10 protein-coding genes are annotated in these 13,341 nt (G+C 67.4%); 5 read left to right on the top strand and 5 right to left on the bottom strand.

The window, feature by feature from the left end; translation table 11 throughout:
• Positions 1 to 2: 2 nt before the first annotated feature.
• From RZE79_RS20025 to RZE79_RS20015, 3 genes are all read right to left on the bottom strand, one after another.
• Positions 3 to 1,256 carry an MFS transporter gene (locus RZE79_RS20025; protein WP_319356263.1) on the bottom strand — a complete coding sequence of 418 codons (1,254 nt, stop codon included), beginning with the start codon at positions 1,254 to 1,256 and terminating at the stop codon, positions 3 to 5.
• 83 nt (positions 1,257 to 1,339) lie between these two features.
• The gene (locus RZE79_RS20020; RefSeq protein ID WP_319356261.1) at positions 1,340 to 2,227 is read right to left on the bottom strand and encodes a polysaccharide deacetylase family protein; all 888 of its coding nucleotides are present in this window, start codon (positions 2,225 to 2,227) and stop codon (positions 1,340 to 1,342) included.
• Between the two features lie 28 nt (positions 2,228 to 2,255).
• Positions 2,256 to 2,975, bottom strand: coding sequence for a fumarylacetoacetate hydrolase family protein (locus RZE79_RS20015; protein WP_319356260.1), 720 nt, complete (start codon positions 2,973 to 2,975; stop codon positions 2,256 to 2,258).
• Positions 2,976 to 3,097: 122 nt separating this feature from the next.
• Between RZE79_RS20015 and RZE79_RS20010 the strand changes: the two genes are divergently transcribed.
• On the top strand, positions 3,098 to 4,075 hold the full coding sequence (locus RZE79_RS20010) for an AraC family transcriptional regulator (RefSeq protein WP_319356258.1): 978 nt from the start codon (positions 3,098 to 3,100) through the stop codon (positions 4,073 to 4,075).
• Positions 4,076 to 4,218: 143 nt separating this feature from the next.
• Here the strand turns inward: RZE79_RS20010 and RZE79_RS20005 are convergent, their stop codons facing one another.
• Complete coding sequence (locus tag RZE79_RS20005; protein ID WP_319356256.1) at positions 4,219 to 5,160, bottom strand: LysR family transcriptional regulator; 942 nt, start codon at positions 5,158 to 5,160, stop codon at positions 4,219 to 4,221.
• 136 nt (positions 5,161 to 5,296) lie between these two features.
• Between RZE79_RS20005 and RZE79_RS20000 the strand changes: the two genes are divergently transcribed.
• Genes RZE79_RS20000 through RZE79_RS19990 form a run of 3 tightly spaced genes read left to right on the top strand, consistent with a single transcriptional unit; the run spans position 5,297 to position 11,244 of the window.
• A complete protein-coding gene (locus tag RZE79_RS20000; RefSeq protein WP_319356254.1) occupies positions 5,297 to 6,775 on the top strand; it encodes a TIGR00366 family protein in 1,479 nt (492 codons plus the stop codon).
• A 16-nt stretch (positions 6,776 to 6,791) separates the two neighbouring features.
• Positions 6,792 to 10,259, top strand: coding sequence for a molybdopterin-dependent oxidoreductase (locus tag RZE79_RS19995; protein WP_319356252.1), 3,468 nt, complete (start codon positions 6,792 to 6,794; stop codon positions 10,257 to 10,259).
• A 40-nt stretch (positions 10,260 to 10,299) separates the two neighbouring features.
• Positions 10,300 to 11,244 carry an ornithine cyclodeaminase family protein gene (locus RZE79_RS19990; protein WP_319356250.1) on the top strand — a complete coding sequence of 315 codons (945 nt, stop codon included), beginning with the start codon at positions 10,300 to 10,302 and terminating at the stop codon, positions 11,242 to 11,244.
• A gap of 21 nt (positions 11,245 to 11,265) precedes the next feature.
• Here the strand turns inward: RZE79_RS19990 and RZE79_RS19985 are convergent, their stop codons facing one another.
• Positions 11,266 to 12,234 carry a LysR family transcriptional regulator gene (locus tag RZE79_RS19985; protein ID WP_319356248.1) on the bottom strand — a complete coding sequence of 323 codons (969 nt, stop codon included), beginning with the start codon at positions 12,232 to 12,234 and terminating at the stop codon, positions 11,266 to 11,268.
• 102 nt (positions 12,235 to 12,336) lie between these two features.
• Between RZE79_RS19985 and RZE79_RS19980 the strand changes: the two genes are divergently transcribed.
• Positions 12,337 to 13,332 (top strand): tripartite tricarboxylate transporter substrate binding protein, encoded by a 996-nt coding sequence (locus RZE79_RS19980; RefSeq protein WP_319356246.1) that lies wholly within the window; start codon positions 12,337 to 12,339, stop codon positions 13,330 to 13,332.
• Positions 13,333 to 13,341 lie beyond the last annotated feature (9 nt).

The following is a 13,341-nucleotide window of genomic DNA, read 5'->3' as shown; positions in this document are numbered from 1 at the left end:
CATCACGGCTTGCGCGCCGGCAGCGACATGCGGTCGGTGTGCAGCAGCAGCGTGAGCCCCACGCCGAGCGCTGCCAGCAGCGTGATCTGCACCAGCCCGGCCGTGCTCCAGCCGAAGCGCGAAGCGATGCCGCCGATGACGAAGCCCGCGACCGCACCCGCGCCGTACAGCGTGGTGACGAACACGCCCGTGGCGCGGCTCGTGAGCGAGGCATGCACCGCCTTGATGTGATACCCCGCCAGGTTCACGTACAGCACGCCGCTCACGACGAAGCCCCACGCGAAGGACAACGCCGACTGCACCACCATGTCGGTCGGTCCCGAGAACATCAGGAAGCCCAGCAGGCCGGTGCCCACGAAGCTTGCGGAGAGCACGAGCTTGGGATGGAAGCGGTCGCCCAGCCAGCCGCCGAAGATCGATGCGAACACACCGAAACCGAAGGTGCTCATCACGCGGCCGGTGTCCGAAGGCGTGTAGTGCAGGTGCTCGCGCAGGAAGGTCGGGTACATGCCCAGGTAGCCGTAGATGCAGAGCCCGCCGATGACGCTCATGCCGGTCAGCAGGGCCGTGTTGCGGTTCCACAGCGTGGTGGCGCCGCGCTGGTCGGTGCGCCCGCCGGTGGCCGCCACGTTCTCGGTCATGCGCTTGCTCACGGTGAGCGCGATGATCGCCATGGCCGCGAAGCCCGCGACGCCGAACACGATGAGCGGCAGGCGCCAGTCGCGCTCGACGCCGATCAGCTGGCCGCCGAGCAGCGGCCCCAGGATCGCGCCGATGCCGAAGGAGAAGTTAATGGCCCCCACGGCGGTGGCCCGGTAGCGCGCGAAGTAGCTCGCGGCAATGGCGATCACCACCGTCAGCTGCATCGCCTCGCCGATGCCGGTCACGGCGCGGTAGACGATCATGTCGGCAAAGCCGTGCGAGTAGGCCGCCAGCAGCGTGCCCAGCGAGAAGATCGCAATGCCGATCTGCAGCACCGTCTTGCGCGACAGCCGCGCCAGCAGGTAGCCCGTGGGAACGCCGGCCACCGCCATGCCCAGCGTGAAGATGGTCGACAGCAGGCCGGTGTCGGCCAGGCTGAAGCCGAACTCCTTGCGCACGTCCGCGGCAATGAGCGGAAAGATCTGCCGGTCCATCGCGTTGAGCGCGTACGAGGCGAGCAGCACCAGGAACATGCCGATCTCCAGCGCAGTGATGGGCGCCTCGCGGCGCGCGCCACCGGCGGCTGGGGAAATGACCGAGGTTGAGGAATGCACGTGTCGTCTCCTTCTCGTCGAGCGAGAAATCTGTTTGTTGTTCGTTCGTTGCACGGGGTCGCCGGCGCTGTGCCGGCGAAGGGTCAGGCCGCGGTGGCTGCGGTGCTTGCCGCGCCGTACCAGTCGAGGATCTGCTCGCCGGTCAGGAAGGCCACGTCGTCGTGTTGCTGGATGTGCGCCAGCGCCTCGCGGAAGTAACGCAGGCGGTGCGGTGCGCCCATGATGTACGGGTGCACCACCAGCGCCATGACGCGGGCCGAATCTTTCGCGTCGGCGTAGAGCTGTTCGAACTGGTCGATGGCGCGGTCGCGGTACTCGCTGGCCTTGTGGTGCTGGATCAGCATCATCGCCACGTCGTTGCATTCCTGCGTGTAGGGCACGTTCACGATCGAGCCGCCGTCGCGCGTCTTCAGCCGCACGGGCTGGTCGTCGAGCACCCAGTCGCACACGTACTCGTAGCCCTGCTCGGCCAGGATGTCGGGGGTGTGCCAGGTCTCGGTGAGCCCCGGGCCGAGCCAGCCGCGCGGGCGCTTGCCGGTGTAGGCGCGGATGGCCTCGGTGGTCTTGGCGATGTCCTCGACCTCGTCGGGCACCTTCTGCATGTTGCGCTGCCCGAAGCCATGGCCGATGAACTCCCACTGGCGTTCCTTTGCCGCCCTGGCGATGGGCTCGTAGGCGCCGATGGCCGAACCGTTGATGGCGAGCGTGGCGTTGATGCCGAGCGCGTCGATCACTTCCAGCATGCGCCAGAAGCCGACGCGGTTGCCGTACTCGTGCCAGGCCCAGTTCGGGATGTCGGGCATCGGCGAGCCGCCGGCTGGTGGCGTCAGCACGGTGCGGGGCATGGTCTCGTCGATGTTCCATTCCTCGACGTTGACGATCACCCAGACGGCCAGCCGCTTGCCGCCGGGCAGCTTCAAGGCGGGGCGGTCCGCGATGGACGAGTACGAGATGCGTTCGAGTGGTTTCATGGGGTCTCCGTGTGCTGCTGTTGCGGGCTCAGACGATCTCGACCTGCAGGGGCGCGAGCCCGTCGATGCGGCCGGTGAGCTTGTCGCCGCGTTGCACCGGGCCGACCCCTTCGGGCGTGCCGGTGAAGATCAGGTCGCCGGGCAGCAGGCGGTATTGCTTCGAGAGCTCGCTGACGATTTCATGAACGTTCCAGATCATCTTTTCGAGCACCGAGTCTTGCCGCACCGCGCCGTTCACCGAGAGGTTCAGCGTTCCCGAACGGATGTGCCCGACCTTCGCCACCGGATGGATCGGGCCGCAGGGCGCCGAGTGGTCGAACGACTTGCCCTGTTCCCACGGCAGGCCGCGCTTGTTGCATTCGCGCTGGCGGTCACGCCGGGTCATGTCCAGGCCCGCGGCGTAGCCGAACACGTGGTCCAGCGCGTCTTCGGGCGACACGTTCGATGCGTCGCTGCCGATGGCCACGACGAGTTCGAACTCGAACTGGAAGTCGTCCGTCAGCGAGGGGTAGGGCACGCGCCCGTCGGTCACCACCGAGTCGGACGGCTTCTGGAAGAAGAACGGCGGATCGCGCTCGTCGCCTTCCTTCATCTCCCGGATGTGGGCCAGGTAGTTGCGGCCCACGCAGTAGACGCGGCGCACCGGAAAGCGCTGGTCGCTGTCCACGATGTCGATGGAGATGGGCTGGACTTGAAGGGCGTCGCTACGGCTATCGGTCGCGCGCTCGGCCGTCGGTTGAGGGGACATGGGTTTGTCTCTCTGGATGGTTTGGAAAGGAGTGGCTAGAGTCTAGGAACGAGGCCTTCTCACCTCAACGCGCAGGCTTGCGCAAAGATATGCAATCCTTGCGATCTTGAGATCCGCTCTTCATGCCACCCACGCCTTCCCCCGACGAATTCGCGCCGCCGCCCCGCGCCGGTGCCGCGCGTGCCGCCATCAGCAACTACACGATGGCGGCGCGGGCACAGCGCGCCTATTTCGGCATCCACGACCAGAGCAACTGCCTGCCGAATCCGGTGCCGCACCGGCACGAGTACTTCCAGATCTACGTCAACACGCGGGGCGAAACCACACACTACATCGGCGGCAGCCAGCGCGCCATCGGCGCCGGCACGGTGAGCTTCGTGCTGCCGTTCCTGGTGCACTACATCCCGAACGCGGCCGACGGCGTGTTCCACGTGATCAACATCAGCAAGGAGTATTTGCTGCCGTCGCTGGACCTCGATGTGTTCGAGCTGTCGGAGGTGCCGTTGTCACGCGCGCCCGAGCTCGCGCCTTTCCGGTTCCAGCATTGCCTGGATTTCCGCTTTGATGACACCGAGACCCAGCAGCTGCAGGCGCTGTGCGAACGCATGGCACAGGAAGCGCAGCGGCCGCCGGGCGAAGACACCGCCAGCCACCTGCTCATTCGCAGCCATCTGCTCCACCTGATCGGCATGGTGTGGCGCCGCTACGGCGAGCAGTTTCGCAACTGCGAGGCGCAGGGGCTGGCCCTGCAGTCGTACCGGCCGGCGGTGCTGCGCTGCATCCGCTACATCAGCCGCAACCTCGCGCAGGAGCTGAACCTGGCGGACGCGGCGCATGCGAGCCATGTGTCGCCCACGCACCTGGCCCACCTGCTGAAGAGCGAAACGGGCAAGACCTTCCTGGAGCTGGTGACCGAACGCCGGATCGAGCGCGCCAAGACGCTGCTGGTCTTCACTGGCGCCTCCGCCGCGGAGATCGGCGAGAGCACCGGCTTCGGCGAGCCCACGCAGTTCGCGCGCCGCTTCGGACAGATCGTGGGGGCGACGCCTTCTGCGTACCGGCGGCAATTTCAGCGAGGTGGGAATCGGACGTGGGACTGACGGGGGCCGTGCTTCCTGGCCTGCTCTCCGGCAGGCGATCGCATCGCCTCCCTGTTCGACAAGTCGATGTCGACGCATGAAGTTCTTGCCGCATAGGACTTGGGTCCCATGCGCGCGCGCGGCGGACCGCCGCGGCGAGAAAGCTACTGCGGCTCGTCGTCCATGCGCGGCTGTGACTCTCTCGTGAGTGTCTTGGCCAGCAACCGCAAGGTGCTCGCAGAGGCCGCCGTGGCCTCGGACAGAACGGCCCCGCGCCGGTAGGCCAGACCCAGGTCCATCGAGGGCACCGCGCTCGACACCACCGTCCTGCGAATGCGCCCACCGTCGTGCGACCACGGGCGAAACACCAGATCCGACAAGATCGTTACGCCCACGTTCTGTGCAACGAGGCTGCGCACGGCCTCGATCGATTTGGTGCGGAACACGACCTTGGGCTTGAGCTTCATCGCGCTCCAGTAGCGGCTCACGGTGTCCACGTGCTCGTCCATGTCCAGCAGCACAAAGGGCATCTGCGCGATCTCGCGCAGCGACACCGACTTCTGCGTCACCAGCGGATGGTCGAACGACGTCCACAGGCGGCGTTCCGACTTCAGCAGGTTCTCGCGACGGATGTCCGGCGCGCGCGAGAGGTTCGACACCAGGACCACGGCCAGGTCGAATTCGCCGCTGCGCAGGCCGTTCTCGATCTCGAGCCGGTTGCGCTCCACAGGCTCGAACTCGACCAGCGGCAGTTGCCTGCGCATCGCGCCGATGATCTTCGGCAGCATGTACTCGGACACGGTGTCGGTGATGGCGATCTGCACCCGTCCCTCGACCGCGGACACCGAGTTGCGCGTTTCCTCCACCGCCGCATCGAGCGTGTGCAGCATGTGCTCCGCATGCCGAAGAAAGCCCTCGCCCTGCACCGTGAGCCGCAGCCCGTCGGAGTGCCGCGTAAAGAGCTGCACCTTCAGCGTCGACTCCAGGTTCTTGAGCGACGTGGTCAGCGACGGCTGGCTCACATAGCAGCGCTGGGCTGCGCGGGACACCTGCCCCGTGTGCGCTGCAGCGACGAAGTGTTGCAGCTGCTTGATCGTTATCGACATAGACACATCCTATATCGCTCTATTGAAAATAGAAATTATGAATTGTCGATGGCAATTCCTAACATCCGGGCAGCACGCCATGTCAGGCGTGTGACGAGGACGTCCACCGTTCCAGAAGCAGCAGCAGGAGACCCCCATGCCATCGACATCACACACTTCCGCCGGCCCCGGCGCCCATCCTCCGGTACCCCACGAGGCCTCTGCCGATGCCGGGCTGTTGAGCCGCTTGGGCCTGCGCTTCACCGCCTGGGCCGAACGCTGGTTTCCCGACGCCTTCGTGTTCGCGGCCATCGCCGTGGTGGTGGTCGCGGGTGCCGCGCTGCTGAACGGATCGAGCCCGCAGGCGGTGGCCAAGTCTTTCGGCGACGGCTTCTGGAGCCTCATTGTTTTCACGATGCAGATGGCGCTGGTGGCCATCGGCGGCTACGTGGTGGCGACCTCGCCGCCGGCCGCGCGACTCATCCGCAAGCTGGCCGCACTGCCCGTGTCGGGGCGCCAGGCCGTCGCGTACGTGGCGGCGATCAGCATGATTTTTTCGCTCTTCAACTGGGGCATTTCGCTGATCTTCAGCGCGCTCTATGTGCGCGCGCTGGCCGGCCGGCTCGACCTGCGCATGGACTACCGCGCCGGCGGTGCGGCGGCCTATCTCGGCATGGGCGCGACCTGGGCGTTGGGGCTCAGTTCGTCGGCCGCGCAGCTGCAGGCCAACGCCAGCAGCCTGCCCAAGAGCATTCTCGACATCACCGGCGTGATCCCGTTCAGCCAGACCATCTTCCTGTGGCAGTCGGTCGCCATGGCGCTGGTGTTGATGGTCGTGTCGGTGGCCATCGCACTGTGGTCGGCGCCGGACGCGAAGCACGCGGTCACGGCGCAGGACCTGGGCGTGGACCTCACGGAAGCCAAGCCCGCTTCCGCCGAGCCCGCCGAGCGCCGCCCCGGCGAGTGGTTCGAGCGCAGCCCGCTGCTCACGCTGCTCCTGTGCGCGCTGGGCTTCGGCTGGCTGGCGCAGGAGTTCATGGCCAAGAGCCCGCTGATCGCGATCTCGGGCCTCAACACCTACAACCTGCTGTTCCTCATGATCGGGCTGCTGCTGCATTGGCGCCCGCGCAGCTTTCTCGATGCGGTGTCGCGTGCGGTGCCGTCGACGGCGGGCGTGATCATCCAGTTCCCTCTGTACGGTGCCATCGCGGCCATGCTGACCGGCGCCAAGGGCGACGCAGGCATCACGCTGTCGGACCGCATCGCGCACCTGTTCGTGAGCATTTCCAGCGTCGACAGTTTCGCCGTGGTGATGGGCGCGTATTCCGCCGTGCTGGGCTTCTTCATTCCCTCGGGCGGCGGCAAGTGGATCATCGAGGCGCCCTACGTCATGCAGGCGGCCAACGACCTGAAGGTGCACCTGGGCTGGGCCGTGCAGGTCTACAACGCGGCCGAGGCGCTGCCCAACCTGATCAATCCGTTCTGGATGCTGCCGCTGCTGGGCGTGCTGTCGCTGAAGGCACGCGACATCGTGGGCTTTACCTTCCTGCAACTGCTGGTTCATGCGCCGCTGGTGCTCTTCATGCTCTGGGCCTTCGGCCGCACGCTGAGCTATGTCGCGCCGGTGATGCCTTGAGCCGCCCAGATTCCGCATGAAAGTGATGACGACGACGGCGCCCACGCAAACCAAACAGGGCTACTGCACGCTCTGCCGTTCGCGCTGCGGCACGCTCAACGAGGTGCAGGGCGACATGCTGGTGTCGGTGCGGCCCGACGCCTCGCACCCCACCGGCCAGGCGATGTGCATGAAGGGCAAGGCCGCGCCCGAGCTTGTGCACAGCCCGCACCGCCTGCGCTACCCGATGCGCCGCACCCGGCCCAAGACCGACGCGGACCCGGGCTGGGTGCGCATCGGCTGGGACGAGGCACTGGCCGAGACCGCGCAGCGCCTGGGCGCCATCAAGGCCGAGAGCGGCGCCGAGTCGGTGGTGTTCGCCGTGACCACGCCCAGCGGCACGCCATTGACGGACAGCATCGACTGGATCGAGCGCTTCGTGCGCCTCTTCGGCAGTCCCAACATCTGCTACGCGACCGAGGTCTGCAACTGGCACAAGGACTTCGCGCACGCCTTCACCTTCGGCTGCGGCATGCCTGCGGCCGACTACGCGCAGGCCGATCTGATCGTGCTGTGGGGTCACAACCCCGCGAACACCTGGCTGGCTCAAGCCAACGCCATCGGCCGGGGCCGCGCGAACGGCGCGAAGATGGTGGTGATCGACCCGCGCCCCACGGCGCTCGCGCGGCAGGCCGACACCTGGCTGCCCGTGCGGCCCGGCACCGATGCGGCACTGGCGCTGGGGCTGATCCACCTGCTGATCGCGGACGCGCGCTTCGACGAAGGTTTCGTGCGCGCGTGGACCAATGCCCCGTTGTTGGTGCGCGGCGACAACGGACACTTCCTGCGCGAGCAGGACCTGTGGCCCGATGCCCAGGGCAATCGCTTCATGGCGTGGAACGACGCGCAGGGCTGCGCGGTGCCCTATGACACCGAGCAGGCGGCGCAAGCCCAGGACGGAGCCCACTTTCGCCTGCGCGGCGCGGTCGAGATCGACGTGGGCGCACATCGCTTGTCGTGCGCGCCCGCCTTCGAACTGCTGGCCCAGGGCTGCGCCGCCTACACGCCGCCGAATGTCGAACGCATCACCGGCGTTGCGCAAGCCTCGCTGCGCGCGGTCGCTGAGCTTTTCGGCACGTGCCGCCGCGTGGCCTATCACGCCTGGACTGGCATCGGCCAGCACACCAACGCGACGCAAGCCGAACGCGCGGTCGCCACGCTGTATGCGCTGTGCGGCAGCTTCGATCGCATCGGCGCGAACCGCGTTCGCGTCGGTCCACGCGTCAACGCCGTCAACGCGCTCTCACTGCTGCCCGACACGCAGCGCGCCAAGGCGCTCGGTCTGGCTGAGCGACCGATCGGCCCTCCCGCACACGGGTGGGTGACGGCGCGCGACACCTACCGCGCGATGCTCGAAGGCGAGCCCTACAAGGTGCGCGCGATGATGGCCTTTGGCACCAACCTGCCCGTGTCGCAGGCCGACACCGCGCTCGCGCACCAGGCGCTGTCGCAGCTCGAATTCCACGTGCACTGCGACTTGTTCGAAACACCTGCCGCCCGGTACGCCGACATCCTGCTGCCGGTCAACACACCCTGGGAGCGCGAAGGCCTGCGCATCGGCTTCGAGATCGACGACCGCGCGGCCGGCTGGGTGCAGTTGCGCCAGCGCATGGTGACGCCGCGCGGCGAATCGCGATCCGACAACGACGTGCTGTTCGATCTGGCCGTCCGCCTGGGCATGGGGGACGACTTCTTCGGCGGCAGCCTCGACGCGGGCTGGAACCACATGCTCGAGCCGCTCGGCCTCACGGTCGACCAGTTGCGCGCCCGGCCCGAAGGCATGGCCTGCGCCATCGATGCGAGCGAACAGAAGTACGCCCGCGCCACGCCCACCGGCGTGCGCGGCTTCGACACCCCGACGCGCCGCGTCGAGCTCTATTCCGAAACCCTGCTGCGCCACGGCCAGCCGCCGGTCGCCACCTTTGTCGAACCGGCCGACACGCCGCGCGATGCGAAGGCCACGCGCCAGGGCCGCTTTCCGTATGTGCTGAGCTCGGCCAAGAACGGCTTCTATTGCCACAGCCAGCACCGCAGCCTGCCTTCGCTGCGCAAGCGCGCGCCCGATCCGGTGGCCGAACTGAGCCCCGCGCTGGCGGCCGCCAAAGGCATCGTGGACGGCGACTGGATGCGCATCCGCACGCGCGTGGGCGAGGCCCGCTTCGTCGCACGCATCACGCCGCAACTGGCGGACGACGTCATCGTGGCCGAGTTCGGCTGGTGGCAGAGCTGCCCCGAGCTCGACCGCGACGGCCTGCCAATCGAAGGCGCATTGGGCAGCAACTTCAACGCGCTGATCTCCGCTGACAGCTGCGACCCGGTGAGTGGTTCGGTGCCGCATCGCTCCTTTCTCTGCGACATCGAACGCGACCCGGCCACAGAGATGCGGCAGCGCAAGTGGCCCGGCTACCGCCCCTTCCGCATCAGCGCGCTGCGGTCCGAGGCCGACGGCGTGCTGGGCATCCACTTCGAAGCGGTCGACGGCGGCGAACTGCCCGACTACCGACCCGGTCAGCACCTCGAGATGCAATTGCATCTGGACGACGGCACGCAGGTCACGCGTGCCTACTCGCTCACAGGCGCGGCCGAGGTGCCGGGCCGGCGCAGCTACAGCGTGGCCGTGCGCCACCAGCGCGGCCGCTCGGCCGACGGCACGCCGCACGAGGGGCGCGTGTCGAGCCATCTGCATCGCGCGCTGAAGGTCGGCGACACCCTCGCGCTGCGGGCGCCCTCCGGCGGCTTCGTGCTGCCGCGCCACTCGCCGCAACCGCTGGTCTTCTTCGCGGGAGGCATCGGCATCACGCCCTTCATCAGCCTGCTCGAATCGCTGCCCGACGGCGCGCCGGGGCCGACCATCTGGCTTTACTACGCCAACCAGAACGGCACGACCCACGCGTTTCGCGAGCGCATTGCGCAGCACCGCGCGCGGCTGCCGCAGTTGCAGGTCGTCGACCACTACAACGCACCACGGCGGCAGGAGCGTCAGGGCATCGACTACCAGTCGGCCCGCTTCATCGACGCGGGCGTGGTGGACGACGCGGTGATCGCGCAGCGCGCCCGCTTCTACCTGTGCGGACCGCCGGCCATGATGGACGCGGTGACCACCGGACTGGTGGCGCGGGGCGTTCCGCGCTTCGACATCTTCAGCGAGGTGTTCCGCTCGCCCGCCACGCCGCCCACCGACGGCGACCAGCACTTCACCGTCAGCTTCGCGCGCTCGGGCCACGCTCCCGCGACGTGGACGCCCCGGCAGGGCACGTTGCTGAGCTTCGGCGAATCGCTCGGCGTGCAGATGGCCAGCGGCTGCCGCGTGGGCCAGTGCGAGAGCTGCGCCGTGCGCCTGCTGAGCGGCAAGGTGCGCCATCTGCACGGCAGCGAACCGGAAGACCCGGCCGTGTGCCTGGCCTGCCAGGCCATCCCGCTCGAAGACGTGGTGCTCGAGGCCTGACGGCCGGCACCTCCATTCACCTGATTCCATCCGCGACCCCATGAAAATCATCGATACCGAAAGCACCCGCCGTGCATTGCCCTTCGACCGCCTGATCCCGGCCCTTCGGGAGATGTTCATCGCCGGCTGCGAAGTGCCCTTGCGGCACACGCATTCGCTCCAGGCCGGGACGGATGCTTCGCCCCGCACCGTGTTGGTCATGCCGGCGTGGCAGCACGACCGCTACCTGGGCATCAAGACCGTGACCATCTTCCCGGACAACGCGCGGCGCGGCCTGCCCGGACTGTTCTCGACCTATGTGCTGTACGACGCACGCACGGGCGAGCCGCTGGCGCAGATCGACGGCAACGAGATCACGTCGCGCCGCACCGCTGCCGCCTCGGCCCTGGCCGCGTCCTACCTCGCGCCAGCCGACGCGCGCAGGCTGCTGGTCGTCGGCTGCGGGCGTGTCGGCAGTCTCATTCCCGAGGCCTACCGCGCCGTGCGTCCCATCGAACGCGTGGTGGTGTGGGACCGTGACGAATCTGCGGCGAAGGCACTCGCTGCGCGGCTGTGCGCGCAGAACATCGAGGCGGCCGTTGCGCCGGACCTTGCCAAGGCGGTGAACGACGTCGACATCGTGAGCTGCGCCACGCTCGCCACGCAGCCGGTGGTGCAGGGCGCGTGGCTGCGGCCTCGCAGCCACCTCGACCTGATCGGCAGTTTCACGCCGCAAATGCGCGAAGCCGACGATGCCTGCTTTGCGGGCGCACGTCTGTTTGTCGATACGCAAGAAGCGTTGCAAAAGAGCGGCGAACTGCTCGGACCGATGTCGCGCGGCGTGTTCACCGCCGACGATGTAGCGGGGGAGTTGGCCGATCTGGCTGCGGGCCGGATTCAGGGACGCGCCGATCGTGATGGGCGAACCGTCTTCAAGGCCGTAGGCACCGCCTTGGAGGACCTGGCCGCGGCAGTGGTGGTCTACGAGGCTTCCGAATCGAACTGAGGCACTTGCCTTCGCGGGCCGCTAAGCGCCGGGCGCCTCCTGCACGTGTGCGGCAGGCAAGCCTCGCGCATGCGCCTTCAGGCAGTCAATGAAGTCCATGAGCGTGGCTGAAACATGCTCGCGGTTCCACACCACGGTGATCGGGCCGAAGCGGATGTTCGAATCAGTGGCGACCTTCCGGAACAGCCCCAGCGAGGCCATGTAGTCCGCCATGGATTCCGCACACACGCCGACATAGTCGCCCTTGTGCAGCAGGGCCTGCATCATGGCCAGCGAGGCGGTTTCTGCCTTGGGCACCAGCCACGAGGCCTGTTGCTCGATGAGGTAGGCATCCATCTGGATGCGAGTGAGCGTGCCAAGGGGCGGCATCACCCATTGCTCGCGCAACACGTCGGCAAAGCCCAGCGGCTGGTGGCTGTTCCAGTGCTTGCTGCCCTGGCCGATGACGATGCTCACCTGGTCGTCGAAGAGCACGTGGTGCGCCAGCTGCGGCTGGTGCGCCCTGGCATCCAGCACGCCGATCACGGCGTCCATGGCACGCGTGTCCAGGCCCTTGAGCAGGTCGTCGAACAGCCCGTCGTGAATCGACACGGCCACGTCGGCATGGCGCTGCTGGAACGCGGTCACGGCTTCGGGCAGGCCGCCGGCGATGCCGGCCCAGACGCTGCCCACGTTCAGGCGCGGCACGCGTCCCGCGGCCACCGCATGCATCTCGCGGCCGGTGCGGACGATGTCGCCCAGCACGGTGATGGCCAGCCGCTTGAGCAGATGCCCCGCGGGCGTCAGCTGCACCTTGCGCCCGCGCACCACCAGCGGCGTGCCCGCCACGCGTTCCAGTTCTGCCAGCCAGTGCGACATGGCAGATTGCGTCATGTGCAGCCGCGCCGCCGCCTCGGTCAGCGTGCCCGCCTCGTCCAGCACCAGAAAGGATTCCAGATGCCGGACCTTGATGCCCCGCGCCCAGGAGAGGCCTTCTGAACGCTCGATCATGAGTAAACCTTCATGGTTCCATTTTGCATTTTCACTAGGTGGATGGCGGCGTTGTCATGAAAATTACTTCATCTTTTATGTAAGACCCTCAGAGGAATTCCTGTGCCTGAAGCAATCACGAACGTCTACAAGATCCTGATGGGTGTCGCGGTCGCGGCAGTCACAGCCACCACGGCCACCACCGTGTTCGCGCAAGCCTCCTACCCCAGCCGGCCTGTGCGCCTGGTCGTATCGCAGGCGCCGGGCGGCAGCAGCGACACGATCGCGCGCCTGTGGGCCGAGCACGCTGGCAGGGCCATCGGCGCCACCATCGTGGTGGAGAACAAGCCCGGTGCGGGCGGCATCATTGCTGCACAGACCGCGCTGAATGCGCCCGCCGATGGCTACACGCTGCTGTTGGGCAGCGTGTCGCTGATGGTGCTCAACCAGTTCACCTACAAGCCGCTGCCCTACAACCCCGAGAAGGATTTTGTGGGCGTGACCATGCTGACCACGGTGCCGTTCGTGCTGTCGGCCAATCCGGCCACGGGCATCAAGACGCTCAAGGACCTGACGGACAAAGCCAAGGCGGCGCCGGGCAAGCTGAACTTCGCGTCCGCCGGCCTGGGCAACTCCACCCATCTGGCAGTCGAGTTGGTGAGCAATGCCCTGGGCATTTCGATGACCCACATCCCTTACAAGGGCGAGGCCGACGGCATCCTGGCCACCATCGGTGGGCAGACCGAAGTGATGGCACCGGTGTATGGCACGGCGCTGCCCCACATCAAGAACCACAAGCTCAATCCGCTGGCCGTGTTGTCGCCACAGCGCACCCCCGAACTGCCCGATGTGCCCACGCTGGGCGAGCTGGGCGTGAAGGGCTTCGACAACATGGGCTGGAGTGCCGTGGTGGCACGCGCCGGCACGCCGCCCGACATCGTGGAAAAGCTCAACAAGGCGACTGCCGCCTTCCACAAGAGTCCCGACGTGCAGGCCAAGCTCAAGAGCATGGGCGTGATTGCCATGTCGGGCCCTTCCGCGCTGGTCATGGAAACGGCGGCGCGTGACACCAAGGCCTGGGGCCCCACGCTCGGGGCGCTGAACCTCAGCGCCAAGTAAGCCGGCGAT

Source organism: Variovorax sp. EBFNA2 (genome assembly GCF_033802765.1).
GTDB lineage: Bacteria > Pseudomonadota > Gammaproteobacteria > Burkholderiales > Burkholderiaceae_C > Variovorax > Variovorax paradoxus_H.
This window is presented reverse-complemented; position numbering and strand designations above follow the sequence as displayed.